This is a genomic window from Micromonospora sp. NBC_00821 (genome assembly GCF_036347035.1).
In the GTDB taxonomy this organism is placed as follows: domain Bacteria; phylum Actinomycetota; class Actinomycetes; order Mycobacteriales; family Micromonosporaceae; genus Micromonospora; species Micromonospora hortensis.
In genome coordinates this window covers 7142594-7165905 of the sequence record NZ_CP108880.1, presented here as the reverse complement: position 1 = coordinate 7165905, position 23312 = coordinate 7142594, and the positions used below count along the sequence as shown (strand labels likewise).

The 23312-nt window shown below is 70.4% G+C and carries 23 protein-coding genes, 2 tRNA genes and 1 other RNA gene; 15 read left to right on the top strand and 11 right to left on the bottom strand.

The features are described from left to right. Positions 1 to 117 precede the first annotated feature (117 nt). On the bottom strand, positions 118 to 825 hold the full coding sequence (gene deoD / locus OHB44_RS32910; protein WP_074315244.1) for a purine-nucleoside phosphorylase: 708 nt from the start codon (positions 823 to 825) through the stop codon (positions 118 to 120). Positions 826 to 900: 75 nt separating this feature from the next. Between deoD and OHB44_RS32905 the strand changes: the two genes are divergently transcribed. Further along, positions 901 to 987, top strand: a tRNA-Ser gene (locus OHB44_RS32905). Positions 988 to 1044: 57 nt separating this feature from the next. Here the strand turns inward: OHB44_RS32905 and OHB44_RS32900 are convergent. Beyond that, positions 1045 to 1794, bottom strand: coding sequence for an SDR family oxidoreductase (locus OHB44_RS32900; RefSeq protein ID WP_238684853.1), 750 nt, complete (start codon positions 1792 to 1794; stop codon positions 1045 to 1047). 167 nt (positions 1795 to 1961) lie between these two features. On the opposite strand from OHB44_RS32900, the gene OHB44_RS32895 reads away from it, so the two are divergent. Then, positions 1962 to 2594, top strand: a complete 633-nt coding sequence (locus tag OHB44_RS32895; RefSeq protein WP_330439251.1) for a TetR/AcrR family transcriptional regulator — start codon at positions 1962 to 1964, stop codon at positions 2592 to 2594. A gap of 4 nt (positions 2595 to 2598) precedes the next feature. On the opposite strand, the gene OHB44_RS32890 is transcribed toward OHB44_RS32895, so the two are convergent. Beyond that, on the bottom strand, positions 2599 to 3534 hold the full coding sequence (locus OHB44_RS32890; protein ID WP_330439249.1) for a TetR/AcrR family transcriptional regulator C-terminal domain-containing protein: 936 nt from the start codon (positions 3532 to 3534) through the stop codon (positions 2599 to 2601). Between the two features lie 172 nt (positions 3535 to 3706). On the opposite strand from OHB44_RS32890, the gene OHB44_RS32885 reads away from it, so the two are divergent. Then, a complete protein-coding gene (locus tag OHB44_RS32885) occupies positions 3707 to 5320 on the top strand; it encodes a carboxylesterase/lipase family protein (protein WP_330439248.1) in 1614 nt (537 codons plus the stop codon). A 79-nt stretch (positions 5321 to 5399) separates the two neighbouring features. On the opposite strand, the gene OHB44_RS32880 is transcribed toward OHB44_RS32885, so the two are convergent. Beyond that, the gene (locus OHB44_RS32880; protein WP_238684849.1) at positions 5400 to 5894 is read right to left on the bottom strand and encodes a hypothetical protein; all 495 of its coding nucleotides are present in this window, start codon (positions 5892 to 5894) and stop codon (positions 5400 to 5402) included. Between the two features lie 92 nt (positions 5895 to 5986). Further along, positions 5987 to 6541 (bottom strand): hypothetical protein, encoded by a 555-nt coding sequence (locus OHB44_RS32875; RefSeq protein ID WP_238684848.1) that lies wholly within the window; start codon positions 6539 to 6541, stop codon positions 5987 to 5989. Between the two features lie 157 nt (positions 6542 to 6698). Between OHB44_RS32875 and OHB44_RS32870 the strand changes: the two genes are divergently transcribed. Then, positions 6699 to 7346, top strand: coding sequence for a DUF1349 domain-containing protein (locus tag OHB44_RS32870; RefSeq protein WP_330439245.1), 648 nt, complete (start codon positions 6699 to 6701; stop codon positions 7344 to 7346). Positions 7347 to 7370: 24 nt separating this feature from the next. On the opposite strand, the gene OHB44_RS32865 is transcribed toward OHB44_RS32870, so the two are convergent. Then, positions 7371 to 7562, bottom strand: coding sequence for a DUF397 domain-containing protein (locus OHB44_RS32865; RefSeq protein WP_238684846.1), 192 nt, complete (start codon positions 7560 to 7562; stop codon positions 7371 to 7373). Next, on the bottom strand, positions 7553 to 8302 hold the full coding sequence (locus OHB44_RS32860; protein ID WP_330439243.1) for a helix-turn-helix domain-containing protein: 750 nt from the start codon (positions 8300 to 8302) through the stop codon (positions 7553 to 7555). The genes OHB44_RS32865 and OHB44_RS32860 overlap by 10 nt, the downstream gene beginning before the upstream one ends. A gap of 217 nt (positions 8303 to 8519) precedes the next feature. Between OHB44_RS32860 and OHB44_RS32855 the strand changes: the two genes are divergently transcribed. Next, positions 8520 to 8762: a flavin reductase gene (locus tag OHB44_RS32855; protein WP_238684844.1), complete on the top strand. Its 243-nt coding sequence runs from the start codon at positions 8520 to 8522 to the stop codon at positions 8760 to 8762. Positions 8763 to 8900: 138 nt separating this feature from the next. Here the strand turns inward: OHB44_RS32855 and OHB44_RS32850 are convergent. Next, positions 8901 to 8985, bottom strand: a tRNA-Ser gene (locus tag OHB44_RS32850). A gap of 82 nt (positions 8986 to 9067) precedes the next feature. Here OHB44_RS32850 and ffs point away from each other — a divergent pair. Both ffs and OHB44_RS32840 read left to right on the top strand, forming a co-directional pair. Next, positions 9068 to 9157: signal recognition particle sRNA small type (ffs, locus tag OHB44_RS32845), an RNA gene on the top strand. 202 nt (positions 9158 to 9359) lie between these two features. After that, on the top strand, positions 9360 to 12611 hold the full coding sequence (locus OHB44_RS32840; protein ID WP_330439242.1) for a DNA polymerase III subunit gamma and tau: 3252 nt from the start codon (positions 9360 to 9362) through the stop codon (positions 12609 to 12611). A 58-nt stretch (positions 12612 to 12669) separates the two neighbouring features. Here the strand turns inward: OHB44_RS32840 and OHB44_RS32835 are convergent, their stop codons facing one another. After that, on the bottom strand, positions 12670 to 13341 hold the full coding sequence (locus OHB44_RS32835) for a DUF998 domain-containing protein (protein ID WP_330439241.1): 672 nt from the start codon (positions 13339 to 13341) through the stop codon (positions 12670 to 12672). A 201-nt stretch (positions 13342 to 13542) separates the two neighbouring features. On the opposite strand from OHB44_RS32835, the gene OHB44_RS32830 reads away from it, so the two are divergent. The 7 genes from OHB44_RS32830 (at position 13543) to OHB44_RS32800 (ending at position 20657) form a co-directional block, all read left to right on the top strand. Then, positions 13543 to 13851 (top strand): YbaB/EbfC family nucleoid-associated protein, encoded by a 309-nt coding sequence (locus tag OHB44_RS32830; RefSeq protein ID WP_007466279.1) that lies wholly within the window; start codon positions 13543 to 13545, stop codon positions 13849 to 13851. An 8-nt stretch (positions 13852 to 13859) separates the two neighbouring features. Continuing rightward, positions 13860 to 14453, top strand: coding sequence for a recombination mediator RecR (gene recR, locus OHB44_RS32825; RefSeq protein WP_238684841.1), 594 nt, complete (start codon positions 13860 to 13862; stop codon positions 14451 to 14453). A 313-nt stretch (positions 14454 to 14766) separates the two neighbouring features. Next, the gene (locus OHB44_RS32820) at positions 14767 to 16428 is read left to right on the top strand and encodes an ABC transporter substrate-binding protein (protein WP_238684840.1); all 1662 of its coding nucleotides are present in this window, start codon (positions 14767 to 14769) and stop codon (positions 16426 to 16428) included. Positions 16429 to 16513: 85 nt separating this feature from the next. Then, complete coding sequence (locus OHB44_RS32815) at positions 16514 to 17518, top strand: ABC transporter permease (RefSeq protein ID WP_238684839.1); 1005 nt, start codon at positions 16514 to 16516, stop codon at positions 17516 to 17518. Next, on the top strand, positions 17515 to 18477 hold the full coding sequence (locus tag OHB44_RS32810; RefSeq protein ID WP_330439239.1) for an ABC transporter permease: 963 nt from the start codon (positions 17515 to 17517) through the stop codon (positions 18475 to 18477). Before OHB44_RS32815 ends, OHB44_RS32810 begins: the two co-directional genes overlap by 4 nt. Positions 18478 to 18543: 66 nt before the next feature. Further along, on the top strand, positions 18544 to 19557 hold the full coding sequence (locus OHB44_RS32805; protein ID WP_238684837.1) for an ABC transporter ATP-binding protein: 1014 nt from the start codon (positions 18544 to 18546) through the stop codon (positions 19555 to 19557). Then, a complete protein-coding gene (locus OHB44_RS32800) occupies positions 19554 to 20657 on the top strand; it encodes an ABC transporter ATP-binding protein (protein WP_238684836.1) in 1104 nt (367 codons plus the stop codon). The genes OHB44_RS32805 and OHB44_RS32800 overlap by 4 nt, the downstream gene beginning before the upstream one ends. 24 nt (positions 20658 to 20681) lie before the next feature. Here OHB44_RS32800 and OHB44_RS32795 read toward each other — a convergent pair whose 3' ends face one another. Then, positions 20682 to 21071, bottom strand: coding sequence for a hypothetical protein (locus tag OHB44_RS32795; RefSeq protein WP_238684874.1), 390 nt, complete (start codon positions 21069 to 21071; stop codon positions 20682 to 20684). Beyond that, positions 21047 to 21703 (bottom strand): HNH endonuclease family protein, encoded by a 657-nt coding sequence (locus OHB44_RS32790; protein WP_210780751.1) that lies wholly within the window; start codon positions 21701 to 21703, stop codon positions 21047 to 21049. The genes OHB44_RS32795 and OHB44_RS32790 overlap by 25 nt, the downstream gene beginning before the upstream one ends. 107 nt (positions 21704 to 21810) lie before the next feature. On the opposite strand from OHB44_RS32790, the gene OHB44_RS32785 reads away from it, so the two are divergent. Further along, the gene (locus OHB44_RS32785) at positions 21811 to 23304 is read left to right on the top strand and encodes an MFS transporter (protein ID WP_330439238.1); all 1494 of its coding nucleotides are present in this window, start codon (positions 21811 to 21813) and stop codon (positions 23302 to 23304) included. Positions 23305 to 23312: the final 8 nt, after the last annotated feature.

Here is a 23312-nt window from a genome sequence, read left to right as displayed (position 1 = left end):
CGGTTGGGTTGGCGTGGCTCGGTTGGGGACGGCGTGATGCGAAAGAGCGTGATGACTGTGCGGCATATTGATGTCTCACAGTCATCACGCTCGTCGCGGTGACGCCGCCCGGACGGGTCAGGCGATGATCGTGTCGAGGGCGATCTCGACCATCTGGCTGAAGGTCTGCTCGCGCTCCTCCGAGGTGGTCTTCTCACCGGTCTTGATGTGGTCGCTGACTGTCAACACGGTCAGCGCGCGGGCCTTGAACCGGGCGGCGATCGTGTAGAGCGCCGCCGACTCCATCTCCACCGCCAGCACGCCATAGTCGGCGAGGGTGTCGTACAGGTCCGGCCGGTCGGTGTAGAAGGCGTCCGCCGCCAGGATCGGCCCGACGTGCATGGTGATGCCGCGTCGCTCGGCCACCTCGACCGACGTACGCAGCAGCCCGAAGTCGGCCACCGGGGCGTAGTCGATCAGCCCGTCGAAACGCATCCGGTTCATGTTCGAGTCGGTGGACGACCCGATCGCGGCCACCACGTCCCGCAGTTGCAGGTCGGTGCTGAGGGCGCCACAGGAGCCGACCCGAATCAGCGTCTTCACGCCGTACTCGTTGATCAACTCGTGGGCGTAGATGGAGGCCGACGGCATGCCCATGCCGGAGCCCTGGACGGAAACCTCGACGCCGTTCCAGCGGCCGGTGAAGCCCAGCATGCCCCGAACCGTCGAGTAGCAGGTGGCGCCCTCGAGGTAGGTCTCCGCGATCCACTTGGCCCGCAGGGGGTCACCCGGCATCAGGACCCGCTCGGCGATCTCGCCCGGCTTCGCGCCGATGTGCGTACTCATGGCAAAGATCCTGCCAGGCCGGCCCGGGCGATACCGGTTCGGCGTCGGAACCGGCGGTCCTGTACCCTCGTCGGCGGTGGCGTGTCCGAGCGGCCTAAGGAGCACGCCTCGAAAGCGTGTGAGGGTTAACGCCCTCCGAGGGTTCAAATCCCTCCGCCACCGCTCATGAAATGCAGAAACGCCCGGTCGATCCGCGAGGATCGACCGGGCGTTTTAGCGTCAGAGCTGCTGCTCGCCGCCGTCGACGAACAACTCGCCGCCGGTCATGAAGCTGCTCTGGTCGGAGGCGAGGAAGAGCGCGGCGTTGGCGATCTCGTCCGGGTGTGCCATGCGCTGCATGGGCACGCCCGAGGCGATGGTCTTCAGCAACCCGGGTGCTTCGGCGGCGCTGGGCGCGAGGCCGGCGAGCCCGGGGGTCTCGGTCGAGCCGGGGACCAGGGTGTTGACCCGGATCTTCCGGCCGATCAGCTCGGCGGCCCAGGTGCGGCCGAACGAGCGGATGGCGGCCTTGGACGCGGCGTAGACGCTGAACGCCGGGGTGCCGTTGCTGGCGGCTGTCGAGCCGGTGAGCACGATCGACGCGCCCTCGTTGAGCAGGGGCAGGGCCTTCTGCACTGTGAAGATGGTGCCGTAGATGTTGGTGTCGAAGGTGTTGGCCACGTGCTCGACCGTGATCGAGTCGAGCGAACGGAACTCGCCACCGCCGGCGTTGGCGAACACCACGTCCAGCCCAGCGCCCCGCTCCTCGATCGCCCGCATCACCCGGTCCAGGTCGTCGAGCTTGCTGACATCGCTGGCGATGCCTGTGACGTTCGCGCCGATGCTGGCGACGGCCTCGTCCACCGGGCCCTTGCGGCGGCCGGTGACGAAGACGTACGCGCCTTCGGCGGCGAAGCGGCGGGCGGCGGCCAGGCCGATGCCCGTGGTGCCCCCGGTGACGAGGGCGGTCTTGCCGTCGAGCTGTCCCACGATGGATCTCCTCTGTCGGGGTGGTCGTGTGCGGCCGGCCGGGCCTCAAGCAGGTTCTGTACCGAGCGGTACGTATCCGACCGTAGCAACCGCCGGTCGGGTCCGCAAATTTCTGTACCGATCGGTTTTCGCTGTCGGTAGGATGGGCGGAGAAGGGGTGATGGGCTGTGCCGCAGCGAGGTCGACCACGGGGCTTCGACGCCGACGAGGCGCTGGAGCGCGCTGTGGAGGTGTTCTGGCGTCAGGGGTACGAAGGCGCCTCGGTGAACGACCTCGCCGAGGCCATGGGGATCAACAAGCCCAGCCTCTACGCCGCCTTCGGCGGCAAGGAGGAGTTGTTCCGCAAGGCCGTGGCCCGCTACGCCGAAAAGGACATGGAGTACGCAAGGGACGCCTTCGCCCAACCCACCGCGTACGAGGTGGTCGCCACCCTGCTGCGCGAGAACACGATCGCCGTGACCCGCGCCGACCGACCGGCCGGTTGCCTGTCGATCCAGGGCGGCACCAGTTGCTCCACCGAGAACGCGTCCATCGCCGGGTTCCTCGCCACCAGCCGCCTGGGCGGTGAGGGTGCCCTCGCCGACCGGCTCGCCAGTGCCGTCGCCGAAGGCGACCTACCCGCGCACGCCGATCCGGTAGCGCTCGCCCGCTTCGTCATGATCGTTACTGAGGGGCAGGCGGTGCATGCCGCCGCCGGAGTCAGCCGGGAAGACCTGCGACAGGCCGCGGAGATCGCGCTCGCCGGTTTCGTGGCCGCGTCCGGGGCGCGCCTGCCCGAGCAGGCCACCGAGCCGGTCTGAGCGGTCACCGTTCGAGCAGTACCGCCATCCCGTCGAGCAGTCGTTGCAGGCCGAAGTCGAAGAGGCTCTCGGCGTCGAGGTCGACCGCTGTCCGGCTGAGTCGGGCCAGATGGGGAAACTCGCCCGCCGCGAGCAATCCACCGAACACGTCGGCCTGGGCCTCCATCCACTCGTCGTCGGTCAGGCCGGTGTCCTGCTCCGCTTCAACTCCTCGCTCCAGGTTGATGGCGGTGCCTCGAACGTGGTTGGCCAGTGCGGCCACCAGATGGAGCTGGGTGTGCTGGTCCAGGCCCTGTCGGGCGAGGGCGCGCAGCGCCCACTCGGTGTGCGCGACGGCGTTCGGTGCCATCAGCGGGCGGGTCAGCGAGACGACCTGGGCCAGCCAGGGATGCCGCCGGTAGATCGACCACTGAAGTCGGCTGAGCAACTCCAGTTGGGCTCGCCAACCGGGCGGGAACGTGCGCGGCAGCCGATTCGCGGCGAAGGCCGCGTCCGCCATCAGCACGAGAAGCTGCTCCTTGCCCCGAACCTGCCGGTACAGCGACATGGTGGGGACGTCCAACTCCGTCGCGATGCGCCGCATGCTCAGCGCCGGTAACCCCTCGGCGTCGGCGATCGTCATCGCGGTCCGCACCACCTGGTCGCGGGTCAACCCCTGGACGGGCAGCCGCCGACCTGCGGACGGGGCACCCCGGCTCGGCGTGGTCGGCGCCGCGCCGGTCACCACCATGCCCACGCCCGGCACCGCCCGGACCAGGTTCTCCTGGCGAAGCGCGGTGAGCGCCCGGCTGGCGGTGGCCATGGCGACGCCCCACTCCCGGACGATCTGCCGGGTCGACGGCACCCGGTCGCCGGGGCCCAACTCGCCTGCCGCGATGCGCCGTCGCAACTCCCCGACGATGCGCAGATAAGGGGGAGCGGTCTCGTCGAACTCCGTCACGGTCGCCTCCCGCCGGCCTCGCGGTGACCGTAGCGCACTAGAGCACCGGCAGGCGTCCCCGTCCTTGTGCCACTGCCGTACTAGAGCTCCCTGGCCCCGACGGTCGCCAGCTCGACATGCTCGGCGCAGCCCGGTGCGTACGCCGTACCGGCGTCGACTGAATGGGGAGAGCATGAGACGAGTTTCGTACCCCCGATGGGCCGTCATGGTGGGCGCTGTCGTCCTCGTCGGCCCGGCGATGGCCGTCGGTCCGGCCGCGGCCAACGACGAGCGCCGGAGCGCGGCCGTCGTCCGGACCGACCAGGGTGCGGTGCGGGGGACCGTCGCGGCAGACCACCGCTCGTTCCAGGGCATTCCGTACGCGAGCCCGCCGCTGGGCGCGCTGCGCTGGGCCCCGCCGCAGCCCGGTCCGACCTGGACCGGAGTACGCGACGCGAGCCGGCCCGGTGCCGCCTGCGCGCAACTGCAAGGGCTGCCGATGGACACACCCTCCGAGTCCGAGGACTGCCTCTACCTGAATGTCACCACCCCGCGTTCGGCCGCACGGACGCCTCGACCGGTGATGGTCTGGTTGCACGGCGGGGACTTCCGGTTCGGCAGCGGCGACGGGTACGGCGGGCAGCGGCTGGCCGCCGGAGGTGACGTCGTCGTCGTCACTGTGAACTACCGGCTCGGCGCGCTCGGCTTCCTGGCGCATCCGGCGCTGGCCGGTCGGGACGGGAGCATCGGCAACTTCGGGTTGCGGGACCAGCAGGCCGCACTGCGCTGGGTGCGGCGCAACGCGGCGGCCTTCGGCGGCGACCCGGGCAACGTCACGGTGTTCGGCCAGTCCGCCGGGGCGACCAGCGTCTGCGCGCAGCTCGCCGCGCCGGGCTCCGCTGGTCTGTTCCACCGGGCGATCATGCAGAGCAACTCGTGCGCCAACCCGGTCCAGACCCGGGCCGAGGCGGTCGGGGCGGCCCAGGAGTTCGCGCGGAGGATCGGCTGCGCCGACCCGGCTGTGGTCGCCGCCTGCCTGCGCGGACGTTCCCCCGCCCGGCTGGTCGAGACGGTCGGCTATCCCGGCGCGGGTGTCGACCTGGGCCCGGTCGTCGACGGCCGCACGCTACCGGTGGACCCGGCGGACGCGCTGACCACCGGGAGGCTGCATCCGGTGCCGGTGTTGACCGGAATGAACCGGGACGAGTCCCGGCTCGTGGTGTGGGGGATGGAACGGTTGGGACTCAACTGCCCGGAGCCGCCGAAGCCGGACCAGGAGCCGGAGTCGTGCCCGCTCACCGACGACCAGTACCGCGATCAGGTGCGCGCCATGTTCGGTGACCACGCGGGGGAGGTGCTGGCCCGCTATCCGCGCGACCCCGCACAACCCGCCAGCGCGACGTTGGGCGCCGTGCTGACCGATCACGACTACGCCGAGCCGATCTACTCCGCCGCGTTGGCATTCGCGCGGCGGGTGCCGACGTTCGCGTACGAGTTCGCCGACGAGGACGCGCCGTTCTTCACCGAGGGACCCGAACCGACGTTCGCCATCGGCGCGTACCACTGCGCCGAGCTGCCGTACCTGTTCGCTGTCGACTACGCCGAGGCGCTCACGCCGACCCAGCGGCGGCTCTCCGACGAGATGGTCAGCGCGTGGAGCGACTTCGCCCGGACGGGTCGGGCGGGCTGGCCTCGACTGCGCCCTGAGGCTCCGTACGTGCGGATGTTCGCCGGTGGCGGCGGATCGGGCAGGACGGACTTCGCGGTGGCCCACTCGTACGACTTCTGGCTGTCGCTTCGCCGCTGAACGACGACTGACCCGTCGGGCCGGGCCGATCCATCGTGGAGCGAACCGGGCCCGACAGGTCAGTCGGTACGTTGTCGGGTCAGCACGGGCCCGCACCCTCGTCGAAGAGGCGGCGGGCCCAGTCCGCGTACCCGGCGATGGTTTTTCGGACAGTGCGCCCGTCGTGCAGGAACAGGTACGCGCGGTCGCCGCTGCGGGCGAGCAACCCGTCGAGCCGGTGTGTCCCCTGTGGAGCCCGTAGCCGGCTGACCTCCGGGTAGCGGTCCCAGACCTCGCCGACGGGCGAGCCCGCCGTTATGCCCTCAGGTGTCCGCATCGGGTCGCCTACCCAGAGCAGCACGAGTTTGTCCTCCACGAAGACCGGGCTGACCGTGTCGTGGCCGGCGAGCATCGGCCCGCAGGCGTCCAGGCTGGTACGCAGGATGCCGCGTCGGGTCAGCTCGTCCTCGGTGGCACCGAACTCGATGTTGCGCAGGCCGTTCAGGTCGATGATCTCCACGTTGCCGGCGGGCCGGCCGTTCGGAATCGACCCGGTAGGCGGTACGCCGCTGCCCGCGATCGAGGCAGCCGTCATCAGCGTGGCGATAAACGCAAATTGTCGCAATTTCATGGAATCCCCCAGTCCCCAACGGAACGGGAGCGTTCAGGTTGCTGCCGCACGCCGGATTACTGGTTTTCCCACTGTTCGACCAGCTCGTCCCAGTAGTCGGCGCTGAGTCGACGCCGGCCGTGCGCCAGCCAACCCTCGGTGTTCCGCTCCAGGTGCAACCCCACTTCGGCGAACCTGTCGATCCAGGTGCCGGGCTCCACGCCGAGCTGACTCAGCGCACAGTTGATCGGCCACTGCTCGCGCGGCGCGTCGAACTCGTCGTCGAAGCACGGCCCCCAGGACAGCGCCCCGCCCAACCACACCGCTGCCGACTGGTGGCCGACGCCACCACCGAACTCCGCCTCCACATAGGCCACCGGCCCCGACTGTGACCAGCGGGTCAGCACCTCGACCAGCGCCGTCGACAACACCAGGCCGAACGGGCGCGCGGCACTCCGGTCGTCAGTGGCGAAATCCGGCAACGACCCGGTCAGCTCGATCACCAACTGCGGGGTGACCGGCAGCAAGGCGAAGTCCTGGCGCAGCTCGCCGAGGACCGCGTGATCCAGCTCGGCGGTCTGCTCGCGGAGCAGTTCGACGTCCGCGACCACCGCGCTGAGCTGGTAAGCCATCGAGCCCTCCGCCGTCCACAGCCTGTGGATAGAACATGTGTACGACGGATTCCCCGCCTTTCGTGCCTGCGACGGTACCGGCCGACGGGTGGACGTGCCGGGCCCTGCTCGATGAGTGGGCATCGGCGGGCGGGGCGACGGTTGTACGGTCCTGGCCATGGCCAATCAACTGAGCGTTCCCGGTGTGCCGTTCCCGCTCGCGCCCTCGTCCGCCGAGCTGTGGCGGGTCGACGAGGCGGCCGGCACCGTGGTGGTCGAGGCGCAGCCGCACACTGACATCTTCATCGACCCCAGCACCGGCTCCGCCGAGGCGGCCGGGACCACCACTGTCAGTGCCGGGTCGACGCTCAACGCGGCGACGCTGCTCGGGGACCTGCCGACGGGGGACTTCCAGTTCAGCGCCCGGGTCACGGTGGGCTTCGCCGCCACCTTCGACGCCGGGGTGCTCCTGCTGTGGCTCGACGAGCGGCGCTGGGCCAAGCTGTGCTTCGAGTTCTCCCCGGCAGGCGACCCGATGATCGTGTCGGTCATCTGCCGAGGTGTCGCCGACGACGCGAACGCCTTCGTCGTACCCGACCGGTCGGTGTGGTTGCGGGTCTCACGGGTCGACGGGGTCTACGCCTACCACGCCTCGGTCGACGGTGAGACCTGGCAGTTGATCCGCGTCTTCCTCCTCGACCCCGACACGTCTCGCGACCGGATCGGCTTCGCGGGCCAGTCCCCGACCGGTGCGGGGTGCGGTGTGACGTTCGACGAGATCACGTTCCGGGCGGAACGTCTGGGCGATCTCCGCGACGGCTCCTGACCTGCCGGTGTGACCGGGCGCCGGTCAGGTGCGCCGGGAGAGCTGGGTGACGAACGCGCGCCAGGCCGTGGGCGCGAAGGCGAGCGCCGGGCCGGTCGGGTCCTTTGAATCCCGTACGCCGATGACGCCGGGCAGGTTGTCGGCGACCTCGACGCAGGCGCCACCGTTGCCGCTGCTGCGGCTGCTCTTGCGCCACCGGGCGCCGTTCAGCTCCATGACTCCGCCACTTCCTGGATGAGTGCGACCGACTGCCAGTGGGACAACGCCTCGCCGCGCACGTTCTCCCATGCCGCCATCATGGCCGCGATGTCCTCGGGGTCGCTAGCCACTTGTCCCTGAAGTTGGTTGTCGAGGTAGCCGGCGACCCGGTGGTCGTGGCTGTGCGCGATCACGAAAGGTCCGTTGAGGCCGGCATAGGCGCCGACCGCGCTGGGCACGACGTGCACCCGGATGTGCGGCTCGACGCACGCCGCCGCCACGGCCAGCAGTTGCTCGCGCATCGTCGACCGGCCGCCCACCGGACGGCGGATGACCGCCTCGTCCACGACCGCCGTGAACTGCGGTGGGTCGTCCCGCTTGAGGATGCCCTGCCGGCCGAGTCGGACCGTGAGATGCCGCTCGATCTCACCCCGGGGGATCAGGCCCGCGTCGCCCAGCACCGCGCGGGCGTACGCCTCGGTCTGGAGCAACCCCGGCAGAACTGTCGACTCGAACCAGCGAAGCGACACCGCCTCGCGCTCGATCTCCTGCCACGGACGAAACCAAATGGGGTCACGACGTCTTGAAGTGTCCGGCCAGATGTCCGACACGTCCTTGTGTAGCGCCTCCGCTGCCGCCAGCCGGTGGCGCGGATGCGGGATGCGGTCCTCCGTCAACCAGCGCCCCACGGTCTTCGGGTCGACGCCGACGGTCTCGGCGAGGGATTCGGTCGTGTGCCCGGTGTCGCTGAGCGCCACCCGGAAGCGCGTCGTTCACGGCTCCTCCATCGGATGTCCTAGATATCTGAGAACCATATAGCTACGCGGTGTATCTGTCTCGTAACTCTCCCGAGGGTGGTCCACAGGAGACGGCGTGGCCGGTGGAGGCGCAGGAGCCCGGCGGTCGGCGTCAGTCCGGGGTCGCCCCCGACGGGGAGGCGGGGCGGCCCCCGCCCACCGCGAAGGAGATCCGCCCATGCCCCGCCGCCGCTACCGGAACCACCTGCCGACCCGACCGACCTGGCGCTGCGCCGCGTGCGGCATCGCCTGGCCCTGCTCGGCGGCGAAGCTGCGGCTGCTCGGCGAATACCGGCACGACCGGCTCGCGTTGACCGTCTACCTGGCGACGCTGCAAACAGAGGCCGGCGAGCACCTCACCGACGTCGACCCGGCCCGGCTGACCGACCGCTTCCTCTCCTGGGCCCGCGTCCGCGCCTGACCAGCCTCGATTCGAGGGGGGCCAACCTGACCAACGCCGAGTTGCAGCACGTCCAGGTGGTGGGCTGACGCCGCCGTACAGACGACTCAGGGCCGGTCCCCGTGGGGCCGGCCCTGTCGTTGGTGCTGCTCAGGTGAGCGGAGGATACGAGATTCGAACTCGTGAGGGTGTAAACCCAACACGCTTTCCAAGCGTGCGCCCTAGGCCTCTAGGCGAATCCTCCGCGAGCCAGGATACAGGCCCGTCCCGGCCGGGCCACCCCACCACCCCCTGAAGATCGACCGGCGGTCGGGTAGGCTGGGCGGCACCTCCCGTGCGGCGGTATCTCGTGAACCTCCCCAGGGCCGGAAGGCAGCAAGGATAAGCGAGCTCTGCCGGGTGCACGGGAGGCCTTTTTGTCTGTGGGCCGGTTGATCCACTCGGCATCCCTGATGTCGCGGTGTCCCGGTCATGCGGACACCGCGGTTTCCAGGAAGCCGAGTCGATCAAGCCTGGCGGCGCGGTGGATCAAGCACGGCATCCGCGGTGCCCGGGGTGGTGGGTGGTCACCCGCGCCCGACCGGCGCAGAATGGCTCGGTCGAGAGGAGGCGGGACGAGTGACGCTGGCGCTCTACCGCAAGTACCGGCCGCGTACCTTCGCTGAGGTCATCGGCCAGGAGCACGTGACCGAACCGCTGTCGCAGGCGCTGCGCAGCGGACGGCTCAACCACGCCTACCTCTTCTCCGGCCCCCGTGGCTGCGGCAAGACCACCAGCGCCCGGATCATGGCCCGCTCGCTCAACTGTGAGCAGGGCCCCACTCCCGAGCCGTGCGGCAAGTGTGACTCCTGCCGCTCGCTGGCCGCCGACGGCGCCGGCTCGATCGACGTGATCGAGATCGACGCGGCCAGCCACGGCGGTGTCGACGACGCCCGCGAGCTGCGCGAGCGCGCCTTCTTCGCGCCGGCCAGCAGCCGCTTCAAGATCTACATCATCGACGAGGCGCACATGGTCTCGACCCAGGGCTTCAACGCCCTGCTCAAGCTGGTCGAGGAGCCTCCGGAGTACGTCAAGTTCATCTTCGCCACCACCGAGCCGGAAAAGGTCCTCGGCACGATCCGCTCGCGGACCCACCACTACCCGTTCCGGCTGTTCCCGCCAAAGGTGGTCCGCCCGTACCTGGAGCAGCTCACCCAGGCCGAGGGCGTCGCCGTCGAGCCGGCGGTCTTTCCGCTGGTGGTCCGCGCCGGTGGCGGCAGCATGCGGGACAGCCTCTCGGTGCTCGACCAGCTCATCGCCGGCGCCGGCGCGGAAGGGGTCAGCTACGCGCGGGCCGTCGCGCTGCTCGGGGTCACCGACTCGGCGCTGATCGACGAAATGTGCGACGCGCTCGCCGCCGGTGACGGCGCGGCCGCGTACGCCACCGTCGACCGGGTCGCCGAGGCCGGGCACGACATGCGCCGGTTCGCCTCCGACCTGCTGGAACGGCTACGCGACCTGATCGTCATCCAGCAGGTGCCGGACGCCGCCGCGAAGGGCCTGATCGACGCCCCGGCCGACCAGATCGAGCGGATGGCAGCCCAGGCTTCGCAGCTCGGCTCGGCAACGCTGTCCCGCTGCGCCGACATCGTGCACGACGGCCTGGTGGAGATGCGCGGCACCACAGCGCCCCGCCTGCTGCTGGAGCTGATCTGCGCCCGGATGCTGCTGCCCGGCGTGGACGACTCCACCGGCGGCCTGCTCCAGCGCCTGGAGCGGATGGAACGCCGGCTCACAGTGGGCGGCACCGACGCGCCGTCGGCCGCCGCCGGCTCCGCGCCAACCAACCACCAAGGGGTACGCCCACAGCAAGCCACCCCGGTCCCGGCTGCCGCCACCCCGACACCAGTGAACGCCCCGACCTCCGCACCGCCGTGGGCTGTCGACCCGGCGGCGTCCCCGGCCCAGGGCGCTCCCGCCCCGGCTGCTTCGGTCACCGGGGCACCCGCTCCGACCTCCGGTGCGCCAGCCTCGTACGCCTCGGCGGCCGACTCGCCGATCCCGGCCTCCCCCGGCGCGTCGACCGGGTCGGCAACCGCTGACCAGGCCGTACCCGTCTCGCCCGCCGGGCCGGCCCCCCGTCGCGTGGTGCCACCGTCGGCGGTGCTTCCCGACCCGGCCACGCCCGCGCCGCCCCGACCCGGAGCACCGGCCGCCGCACTGGACGCGGTGGCGGTCCGCCGCGTCTGGCCCGACGTGATCGGCAAGGTCAACCGGACCAACAAGCGGATCGCCGCCCTGATGCGCGACGCGGTCGTCCGCGAACTCGACGGCGACATGCTGGTGCTGACTGTGAAGTCCACGGTGCTGGCCAAGATGATGGCCGACCATGCGGCCGTGCTCACCGACGCGCTCTACGAGGAGTTGGGCGGGCGCTGGCAGATCCGGTGCGAGGTGGCCGGCGAACGCGGTGGCGTGTCGCTGTCCGGCGCACCGCGCGCGCAGCAGACCGCACCGGCCCGACCCGCCGCCCCGCCAGTCACGTCGGACACGCCCGCCGCCGCGACGAACGCCGCGACCCCGACTGCCGCCGCCCCGACGACCGCACCGCCAGCCGGGCCAAGCACGAACCCCGTGTCTGGCTCGAGCGCCGTGTCTGGCTCGAGCGCCGTGTCTGGTTCGAGCGCCGCGCCTGGCTCGAACGCCGCGTCTGGCTCGAACGCCGCGCCTGGCTCGAATGCCGCGCCTGGCTCGAACGCGGCGGCTGGCCCGAACGCCGCGCCTGGCTCGAACCCCGAGCCTGGTTCGAACGGTGCGCCTGGCTCGAACGCCGCGCCTGGCTCGAACGCTGCGCCTGGCTCGAACCTCGCGCCCGGCTCGAACTCGGCGTCTGGCACGAACCCCGCGGCTGGCTCGAACCCCGCCCAGGGGCCGAACGGCGGGCCTGGCTCCAACCCCGCGCAGGGCTCGAACGGTGCGCCCGGTTCGAACGCGCCTGGCTCGAACGCTGCGCCACGTGCGAACTCCGCCGGGCCGGGGACTATGGGACCCAACGCCCCGGCCGCCGCCGGTCCGACGAACGCCTCGCCGACCGCCGGGAACCTGAGCGGCGCTGCCGGCTCGGCTTTGCGCGGCGGTGCCGGTGCGGTTTCCGCTGGTCACGGTGCTGGTGGGCAGGGCGCAGCGCCGTCCGCCCCAGCGGCGGACGACGACGGCGACTGGCCGGAGGCGGCCCGCCCCGGCGGCGGCGCCCTCGCCGCCGAGGCTACGGATGACGAGGACTGGCCGGAGGCCGCCCGACCTGGCGGCGCGTCGGCCGGAAACGAGTCGAGCCCTTACTCCACCCCGGCGTCGACAGGCCCGAACGGCGGCACCGGGAACGGGAACGCCGGGAACGGCAGCGGCACCAACGGCAGCGGCACCAACGGCAGCGGCACCAACGGTGGTGGCGCGAACGGCACCGGGCCAGGGGGTTCGGGAGGTCCCGGGTCAGCGGCCGGTGGCGGTAAGCCAGGCGGGCGGGGTAACCCGACACCGGCGGCCCGGCAGCCGGCGGCAGCCGGTGGTGCGCCGGTGAGCAGCGCCATCGCCGCGGCTCGCGCGGCGGCGGCGGGGCGCGGTGCGCGTACCGGAGCGGCAGCCCGGCCCGTCGCGGACGCCGAATGGGCGGGTGAGCCGCCCTACGACCCGGACTTCGACGGCCCGGCGCGGGCCGGCCGACCCGGCGGCGCGGCGCCGGCCCCGGCCCTTGAGGGGTTCGACCCGGGCGACGAGCCGTTGGACGAGATCATCGACGAGAAGACCGCACGGGAGTCCAGCGAGGAGCAGGCGGTACGGCTGCTCCGGGAAACCTTCGGCGCCGAGAAGATCAACGAGGTCGACGCCCGCTAACAAGCCCTCCGGCCCGGCGATCTTGCAGTTTCGGTCGTCGTCTTGCGCCAAATGCCCCTTATGTCGCAGCAGGAAGTGCAAGATCGCGCAGGGGTGGGGTCTCGGCTAGGAGGACAGCCAGGGCGCAGGCCCAGAGGGGGAACGGTAGGACTGCTACTCGTTCCATGCCGCCCACCCCGATGGCGAGGCCCTGTTGGGCGGCGAACAGTGTCGTTCCGGCCAGCGCGATCAGCCCGGCCGTGAGGGTGAGTCGTCGCCACCGGCCGAGCGTCGTGGTGCGTGGGGCGAAGCCGGCCAGGAGCAGGCCGATGTTGCCCATCCCCATGATCAGGACTGCGCCGAGGACGTGCAGGTTCTCGTCGATGTCGGCCGGGTAGAGGGCCGCGAGGGCGTAACCGCCGGTGGCCAGAAGCAGGAGTGTCTGGGCGGTGCGCACCACCGGGCCGCGGCCGAGGATTCGCCAGGTCAGCAGGAGCCCGGCGGCGAGCAGGACCGCGGTGGTCAGTGTCGCGGTGTTCATCAGTGGGTGCCACGGTGAGCAGACGTAGCGGGGGCGGGTGGTGTCCCAGACGCCGCAGTGGGCGTTGCCGAGGTCGCTGATGTTGTGGGTGGCCCAACTGTAGGCCGGCTCACGCCACCGCAGCCCGGTGATCAGGCTGGCGACGAGGAAGATGGGCGAGGCCGCGAGCCAGCACAGTGCGCCGACCCGGCTGGTGCGGTTGAGGTTCATGCCACGAGCAGACCAGTTTGACGGCTATGGGCGCACTACCAGCAGATGGCCGGTTCGGGGTAGGGGTGGCCGTACCCGAAGGCTCGGCGTGGGCGGACGCACCGGGCGGGGCGAGGTCGGTCCCAGCGGATAGGCTGAGCGGCGGTCGAGCAGACGAGTGCGAGAAGGAGCCATCCCGTGCGCCCAGGTGGACAGCCGAACATGCAGCAGATGCTGAAGCAGGCGCAGAAGATGCAGCAGCAGATCGCCGCCGCCCAGGCCGAGCTGGCCGAGGCCGAGCTGACCGGCACCGCCGGCGGCGGGCTGGTCACCGCTACCGTCTCCGGTTCCGGTGAGCTCAAGGCCATCAAGATCGACCCGAAGGCCGTCGACCCGGACGACGTGGAGACGCTGGAGGATCTGGTCGTCGCGGCAGTGCACAACGCCGCCGAGGCGGCCCGGGAGCTGACCGAGCGCAAGATGGGCCCGGTCGCCGGCGGCATGGGCGGCCTCGGCCTGCCCGGTTTCTGAGCCGGCAGATGTACGAAGGTGCCATCCAGGATCTGATCGACGAGCTGGGTCGGCTGCCGGGCGTGGGTCCGAAGAGCGCTCAGCGGATCGCGTTCCACGTCCTCTCGGCGGATCCGGCCGACGTCAACCGGCTGGCCGGCGCGCTGCGCAAGGTCAAGGAGCTGGTGCGGTTCTGCACTACCTGCTACAACGTGGCCGAGTCCGAGCAGTGCCGGATCTGCCGCGACCAGCGTCGCACCGACGAGGTGCTGTGCGTGGTCGAGGAGCCCAAGGACGTGGTGGCCGTCGAGCGGACGGGTGAGTTCCGCGGTCGCTACCACGTGCTGGGTGGCGCGATCAATCCGCTGGAGGGGATCGGTCCGGACAATCTCCGCATCCGGGAGCTGATGATCCGGCTCGGTGGCGGCGGGGTGCGGGAGTTGATCCTCGCCACGGATCCGAACACCGAGGGCGAGGCGACCGCCACCTACCTGGCGTTGATGGTGAAGCCGATGGGCATCTCGGTGACCCGGCTGGCCAGCGGGCTGCCGGTCGGCGGCGATCTGGAGTACGCCGACGAGATCACTCTTGGTCGGGCCTTCGAGGGGCGCCGCGCGGTCTGATCCCCTGACGTACGGCCGGTGGCCGGCACCCGTGTGGGTGCCGGCCACCGCTGCGTCTCTGCCCGGAAATGATCTGACACCTGTGCCCTCATCGGGGCTGTTCGACGTAACAGTTTGGCATCGCGGGTGCTGATTGATCGGTTTTTCCCGCTGTTTGCCTAAGAATCGAATGTCAAGCGGCGGTTGAGGCACGATCCGATACCAACCGTCCACTCAGCGGTTTCCGGGTGGACGCATCGGGAGCTATGGTCACCGCCATCGGTGACCCCTGTCACCACGTTGTCCGTACCCCCAAGGACGAGGTGAAGCACACATGCGTGCACCCAGGCCGAAGGCCGCGATCGCGGCCATCGCGGTCGCGGCCCTCGCGGTAGCAGGCTGCGCCGAGAGCAACCGCGACGACAAATCCGGCGGTAGCAAGAAGGACACCCTCGTCTTCGGCGTCGCCGGAGACCCGAAGGTGCTCGACCCGAGCTTCGCCAGCGACGGTGAGTCGCTGCGCGTGGCGCGTCAGGTCTTCGAGACCCTGGTCCGACCGGAGGAGGGTGGCACGAAGGTCACCCCCGGCCTGGCCGAGTCCTGGACCCCGGACGCCGCCGGCACCACCTGGACCTTCAAGCTCCGCTCGGGCGTGAAGTTCCACGACGGCACCGACTTCAACGCCGAGGCCGTCTGCGTCAACTTCAACCGCTGGTACAACGCCAAGGGCCTCATGCAGAGCCCGGACGTGACCGCGTACTGGCAGGACGTCATGGGCGGCTTCGCCAAGAACGAGAACGCGGATCTCCCGCCGAGTCTCTTCAAGTCCTGCACCGCCAAGGACGCCACCACTGTGGACCTGGCCTTCACCCGGGTCTCCAGCAAGGTCCCGGCCGCGCTGATGCTCCCCTCGTTCTCCATCCACAGCCCGAAGGCGCTGCAGGAGTTCGACGCGAGCAACGTCGCGGGCACCGCCGAGGACATCAAGTACCCGTCGTACGCGACGGAGCACCCGACCGGCACCGGCCCGTTCAAGTTCAAGACCTGGGACGTGGCGAACAAGACGCTGACCCTGGAGCGCAACGAGGACTACTCGGGCGCCAAGGCCAAGCTGAAGACCCTCATCTTCAAGACGATCTCGGATGAGAACGCCCGCAAGCAGGCGCTGCGCTCCGGCGACATCCAGGGCTACGACCTGGTTGGCCCGGCCGACGTCGAGCCGCTGAAGAGCGAGGGCTTCAACATGCTCACGCGCCCGGCGTTCAACGTGCTCTACCTGGCGATGAACCAGAAGGGCAACCCGAAGCTCGCCGACATCCGCGTCCGGCAGGCCATCGCGTACGCCCTGAACCGTCAGCAGCTGGTCACCTCCAAGCTGCCGCCGGGTGCCAAGGTCGCCGACAACTTCATGCCGGACACCGTCGAGGGCTGGAACGGTGACGTCACCAAGTACACCTACGACCCGGCCAAGGCGAAGGCGCTGCTGGCCGAGGCCGGCGCGTCGAACCTGACGCTGAAGTTCCACTACCCGACCGAGGTCACCCGGCCGTACATGCCGAACCCGAAGGACATCTTCGAGTTGCTCTCGGCGGACCTGAAGGCCGTTGGCATCACCGTCGAGGCGATCCCGCTGAAGTGGAGCCCGGACTACCTGAACGCCACCACCTCGGGTAGCAAGCACGACATCCACTTCCTGGGCTGGACCGGCGACTACGGCGACGCCTACAACTTCATCGGTACCTTCTTCGACCGGCCGAAGGACGAGTGGGGCTTCAACAACAAGGCCCTGTTCGACCAGTTCAAGGACGCGGACGGCACCGCCGACATCGCGGCCCGGACCGAGAAGTACAAGGCCCTGAACAAGTCCGTGATGGAGTTCCTGCCCGGTGTGCCGATCTCGCACTCGCCGCCGGCGATCGTGTTCGGCAAGGACGTGACCGGCGTCAAGGCGAGCCCGCTCACCGACGAGCGGTACGCGACCGCCGAGTTCAAGTAAGTCCTGATCTGACGCAGCAAGGAACGCGGGCGGGCGCTGTCGCACAGCGCCCGCCCGCAACCCTCCGCACCCCTTCGAGGCCGCCGTGTTCCGGTTCATCGTCAGGCGCCTGCTTCAGCTGATACCCACGCTGTTCGGGCTCTCCCTCCTGCTCTTCATCTGGCTCCGCCGACTCCCCGGCGGCCCCGAGACCGCCATCCTCGGCGAGCGCGGCACCCCCGAGATGCGGGCCGCGATCCGCCGCAACATGGGGCTCGACGAGCCCATCCTGGTGCAGTACGGCCGTTTCGTACGGCGGATGATCAAGCTCGACCTGGGCACCTCGACCTCCACCAAGCGGGCGGTCACCACGGAGTTCATCGAGCGCTTCCCCGGCACCGTCGAGCTGACCGTCACCGCGATGATCATCGCGATCGGCGTCGGCATCCCGCTGGGCTACCTGGCCGCCCGTCGTCGCGGCCGTTTCCTGGACCACGCGTCAGTGGGCGGCTCGCTGATCGGCATCTGCATCCCGGTCTTCTTCCTGGGCTACGTGCTCAAAGCGATCTTCTCGGAGAACCTGCACTGGTTCCCGTCCAGCGGCCGGCAGGACCCGACACTCGGGGCGACCCGGGTCACCAACTTCTTCGTCCTCGACGGGTTGATGACCCGTGAGTGGGACGCCGCCGCCGACGCCCTCTGGCATCTGGTGTTGCCCAGCATCGCGTTGGCCAGCATCCCGCTGGCGATCATCGTCCGGATCACCCGGGCGAGCGTGCTGGAGGTGCTGAACGAGGACTTCGTACGGACCGCCGAGGCGAAGGGCCTGACCGAGCAGACGGTTCGTCGTCGGCACGTCCTGCGCAACGCCATGCTGCCGGTCGCCACCTCGATCGGTCTGCTCGCGGGCGGTCTGCTTTCCGGCGCGGTGCTGACCGAGACCGTCTTCGCCTTCAGCGGCATCGGAGCGTTCGTCGCCGAGGCCATCGGCCAACGCGACTATCCGGTGCTGATGGGCTTCATCCTGATCATCGCGGTGGTGTACGTGCTGGTGAACCTCCTGGTCGATCTCTCCTACAGCTTCATCGACCCGAGGGTGAGGGTGCGATGACACTCAGCCCAGGCAAGAAGCGCGAAAAGATCGACAGGCTCTCCGAGTTGGCGGCCCGTGACGACGAGCGGGGCGTCAGCCTCTGGCAGGAGACGTTCCGCCGGCTGCGCGGTAACCCCGCCGCGATCGTCGGCGCGGTCATCCTGGCGCTCTTCGTGCTGGTCGCTGTGGTCGGCCCGTTCCTCGTGCCGTACGCGGCGACGGACACGATCGGCATCCGGGAGGGGCTGATCAAGCCGGGTGTCATTCCCGGCCCGACCAGCGAGCACTGGTTCGGTTACGACCACCAGGGCCGCGACGAGTTCAGCCGGATGATCGTGGGCGCCCGCCAGACCCTGCTGGTCGGCGTGGTCTCCACCCTGATCGGTCTGGCGGTCGGCGCGCTGATCGGTGGCGTCTCCGGTGCTGCGGCCGGCCTCGGTGGCCGGTGGGGGCGGTGGATCGACACCACCCTGATGCGCTTCATCGACATGCTGCTGGCGATGCCGAGCCTGCTGCTGGCGGTGAGCATCGCCGCTCTGCTCGGGGCCAGCCTGACCACTGTGATGATCGCGGTCGGCGTGGTCTCGGTGCCGGTGTTCGCCCGGCTGCTGCGCGGCTCGATGATCTCCCAGGCCAACAGCGACTACGTGCTGGCGGCGACCTCGCTCGGCGTCAAGAAGTCGAAGATCGCGCTGACCCACGTGGTGCCGAACTCCCTCGCCCCGGTGATCGTGCAGGCCACCCTGACCCTGGCCACCGCGATCATCGAGGCCGCGGCGCTCTCCTTCCTCGGCCTCGGCAACCCGGACACCGCCGTACCGGAGTGGGGGGTCATGCTCGCCGACGCGCAGCAGTACCTCGGCATCCGGCCGTCACTGGCGATCTACCCGGCCGTCGCGATCATCATCACCGCGCTCGGCTTCACCCTGCTGGGTGAGGCGATGCGTGAGGCCCTCGACCCGAAGCTGCGGAAGTAGGCCCGGCATGTGTGAAGCGCGAGGAGTGAGCTTGCGAGCCCCGCAGGCGCGAACGGAGGGCCAGTAATGGCACTGCTCGAAGTTGAAGATCTCTCCGTCACGTTCGCCCGCCGCGGTCAACGGGCCGTGCACGCTGTCGACGGGGTGTCCTTCTCGGTCGACGCCGGTGAGGTGGTCGGCCTGGTCGGTGAGTCCGGCTGTGGCAAGAGCGTCACCTCGCTGGCGATCATGGGCCTGTTGCCCAAGCAGCCCGGCCTGCGGGTCGGCGGCAAGGCCGTCTTCGACGGCACCGACCTGCTCCAGCTCGACGACAGGTCGCGGCGGGACATCCGGGGCCGGGACATCGCGATGATCTTCCAGGACCCGCTCTCCTCGTTGAACCCGGTGATTCCGATCGGCTTGCAGGTGACCGAGGTGCTCACCCGGCACCGGGGGATGAAGGGCGAGGCCGCGGCGAAGGAGGCGGCGGCGCTGCTGGACCGGGTCGGCATCCCCGACCCGAAGCGGCGGCTCAAGGAGTACCCGCACCAGCTCTCCGGTGGGATGCGCCAGCGTGCGCTCATCGCGATGGCGGTGGCCTGCCAGCCTCGGCTGCTGATCGCCGACGAGCCGACCACAGCGCTGGACGTCACCATCCAGGCCCAGATCCTCGAGCTGCTCAAGGAACTGGTCCGGGACTCCGGCACCGCACTGTTGATGATCACGCACGATCTGGGCGTGGTGGCCGGCATGTGCGACACCGTCAACGTGCTCTACGGCGGCCGGGTGGTGGAGACGGCCCGCCGTCGTCCGCTGTTCCGCCAGCCGCGTCACCCGTACACGGTGGGTCTGCTCGGCTCGGTGCCGCGCCTGGACGCCGGGCGGGGCGAGAAGCTCAACCCGATTCCCGGTTCGGTCCGCGACCTGCTGCCCTGGCCGGACGGATGCGCCTTCGCCCCGCGCTGCGCCCGCCGGATCGACGAGTGTGTGGGCGAGCCGCCGGAGCTGGTGCACGCGCACGACGGACGGAGCTACCGGTGCGTCAACCCGGAGCCGCTGCCGGGCATGGTGCCCGCCCCGCGCGAGGAGGAACCAGCGTGAGTGAGAACGACATCCTCGTCGAGGTGCGTGACCTGAAGGTGCACTTCCCGATCAAACGGGGGGTGCTCTTCGACCGAGTGGTCGGCCAGGTGAAGGCCGTCGACGGGGTCGACCTGAGCATCGCGCGCGGCAAGACGTACGGCCTGGTGGGTGAGTCCGGCTGCGGCAAGTCCACGTTGGGCCGGGCGCTGCTCCAACTCACCCCGCCGACCGCCGGTGAGGTCAGCTTCGACGGTGTCGAGCTGACGACGCTGCCGTCCGGCAAGCTGCGCAGCATGCGTCGCCGGATGCAGATGATCTTCCAGGACCCGATGTCCAGCCTCGACCCCCGGCAGAACGTCGAGTCGATCCTGACCGAGGGCCTCCAGACCCACGGCATCGGCGCCGACCGCACCGACCGTCGACGGATCATCGGCGAGACCCTGGACGCGGTCGGGCTGCCGCGCTGGGCGCTGTCCCGCTACCCGCACGAGTTCTCCGGCGGGCAGCGGCAGCGCATCGGCATCGCCCGCGCGCTGGTGCTCGGGCCGGAGCTGATCGTCGCCGACGAGCCGGTCTCGGCGCTCGACGTGTCGATCCAGGCCCAGGTGGTCAACCTGCTGGACGAACTCCAGGACAGCCTGGGGCTGACCTACCTGGTGATCGCGCACGACCTCGCTGTGGTCCGGCACATCTCCGACACTGTCGGCGTCATGTACCTGGGCGCGCTGGTCGAGGAGGCGCCGAGCGACCGGCTCTACACCGAGCCGCTGCACCCGTACACCCGGGCGCTGATGTCGGCGGTGCCGGTGCCGGACCCGGACGTGGAGGACCGCCGGGAGCGGATCCTGCTCGCCGGTGACCTGCCGTCGCCGGCCAACCCGCCGTCCGGCTGCCGCTTCCACACCCGCTGCCCGTGGGCGCAGCCCACCCGCTGCGCCGACGAGCGACCGGTGCTGCGCGACATCGGCGCCAGCCGGGTGGCCTGCCACTGGGCCGAACAGATCGCCAGCGGCGAACTGCGCCCGCACGGGGTCAGCGCGCAGATCGTCCGACCCGAGGGTGAGGGGGACGCGCCGGGCGTCGTCTCCGCGCCCACCGAGCCGGGCTCGTACGTCTGAGACTGGACGCGGTGCCGGCGCTCGTCAGCCCTCGGGGCGGTTCAGCAGCCCCACGGCGACGCCGTGCACCGCGTCCAGCCCGGCCGGGTCGGCCAGCGTGACCGACGTGCCGGTCACCACGTACCACTCGTCGGCGTCCTTGTACTGCACCCGCACCGTGACAGTGCCGTCCGCGTACTCGGTGCGCAGCGTCAGGTCTCCGGTGACGACGCCGACCTCGTCGGTCATGACGCCGCCGGGGCCGGGCACGATGTCGGTGGTGCGGGCCTGCGGGCCGGCCGCCCCGCCCGAATCCGCGACCATGCCGGCACCCGGCACGGCGGCGGGAGTCTCGGCGGTGCCGTCCGCGGTCATGCCGGCGGCGGACGGGCCGCTCTCCCCGGCGGCGGTCACGAATCGCTCCCCACTGAACAGCCCTCCAGCATGTCGGTCAGGGCGGCCTTCTCGGCGCTGGTCACCGTCAGCTTCCAGTAGTGCTTGACAGTCACCCAGTCCTGGGCGTATTTGCACCAGTAGGACCGGCTTGCCGGTTTCCACTGGGACGGGTCCTGGTCACCCTTTGCCCGGTTCGACGAGGCGGAAACCGCGAAAAGCTGCGGACGGGTGGTGTCGTTCGCGAAATCGCCGCGCTTCGCGTTGTCCCACTCGTCGGCACCCGAGCGCCACGCGTTCGCCAACGGCACCATGTGGTCGATGTCCACGTCGGAGGGATCCGAGAAGCTGCGACCGTCGTACACGCTCTCCCAGCGCCCACCGACCACGTTGCAGCCGGAGAGCTTCACGTCCTTGCCGTCGCGCTGGAGGATGCTGTCCCGGACATCGCAGTTCTTGCCGGTGTCCCGCCAGTGCGGGAAACGCTCCCGGCTGTAGCCCTTCATCGAGCCGGCGGTGGCGACGGTGAGCTGGCTCAACTGCTCCGCGGCGTTGCCGCCGTCGCTCGACGGCGGTGTGGTCGGCTCATCCTGCGGGACGCAACCGGCCACGCCGAGCGCCAGCGCCGCGGTGAGCGCGGCCACCGCCGCTCGCGGTCCTGATCTGGTACGCACAGACGACACCTCTCCAGCTTGGGGGCTCCCGGCGATTGCGCACAGTACCCGGGCACGGTTTCGGCGTTTCGTGGCGTCTCCCACATGATGCAAGGCAGATTGGTGGGATGACCGCACCTGTACCGGCGACCGCCCTCCGAATGGGCACCACCGCCGGCCGGGGCACGCTGCTCGCCGCCGTACTCGCCTCTGGAATGGTCTTCCTCGACAGCACCGTCGTCAACGTGGCGCTGCCGAAGCTCGGGCAGGATCTCGGCGCGAACGTGGCCGATCTCCAGTGGACCATCAACGGCTATCTGCTGATGCTGGCGGCGTTCGTGCTGCTCGGCGGCGCGCTCGGCGACCGCTTCGGCCGGCGTCGCATCTTCCTCATCGGCGTGGTCTGGTTCACCGCCGCCTCCGTGCTCTGCGGGCTGGCCCAGGACACCGGCATGCTGATCGCGGCCCGGTTCCTCCAGGGCGCCGGTGGCGCGCTGCTCACGCCCGGGTCGCTGTCGGTGCTCCAGGCGAGCTTCCATCCCGACGACCGGGGCCGGGCGATCGGTGCCTGGGCCGGGCTGTCCGGGGTGTCCACAGCGCTGGGGCCGTTCATCGGAGGCTGGCTGATCGACGCGCTCTCCTGGCGCTGGATCTTCTTCCTCAACCTGCCGATCGCCGTGCTGGTGCTGCTGGCCGCCCTGCGCTGGGTGCCGGAGAGCCGGGACGAGAGCGCCTCCCGCACCGAGGGACGGGGTCTGGCCCGACGGCGGTTCGACGTCGCCGGAGCCCTGCTCGGAGCGCTCGCGCTCGCCGGCGTCACCTACGCCCTGATCGACGCGCCGGCCCGCGGGTTCGACTCCGCCGAGGTGCTGATCGCCGCAGTGGTCGGGGTGCTCTCCGCGGTGGCCTTCGTCCTGCTGGAACGACGGCGTGGTGACGCCGCGATGCTGCCCACCGGGCTGTTCAGCAGCCGACTCTTCTCGGTGCTGAACATCTTCACAGTCGTCGTCTACGCGGCGCTCGGCGGCTTCACCTTCTTCTTCGCCGTCTACCTGCAGAACGTGGTCGGCTGGTCGGCCTTCCGCACGGGCATCGCGTTGCTGCCGATGACCCTGCTGCTGTTGGTCGGCTCCGCGCGCGCCGGTGCGCTGTCCGCCCGGATCGGCCCACGGCTGCCGCTGGCCATCGGACCGGTGGTCGCCGCGGTCGGCCTGCTGCTGCTGCGTGGCGTGGGACCGGGCGCGTCGTACTGGCGGGACGTGCTGCCCGGGGTGCTGCTCTTCGGCATCGGGTTGACCCTGGTGGTGGCACCGCTGACCGCGTCGGTGCTGGCCGCCGTGCAGGACCGGTTCTCCGGGGTGGCCAGCGGGTTCAACAACGCCGCGTCCCGGGCCGGCGGCCTGCTCGCGGTGGCGGCGCTGCCGCTGCTGGTCGGGCTCTCCGGCGGCGGGTACGAGCAGAAGGCCGAGCTGACCGAGGCGTTCCGGGGCGCGATGGAGTGGTGTGCCGGGCTACTCGTCGCCGGCGCGCTGCTGGCCCTCGTGCTGGTCCACCGACCGCCCCGGGAAGCCCCGCCGTCCCAGCCCTGCCACTCACTGCCCGCCGCGACACCCCCGAAGTAGGAAGCCAC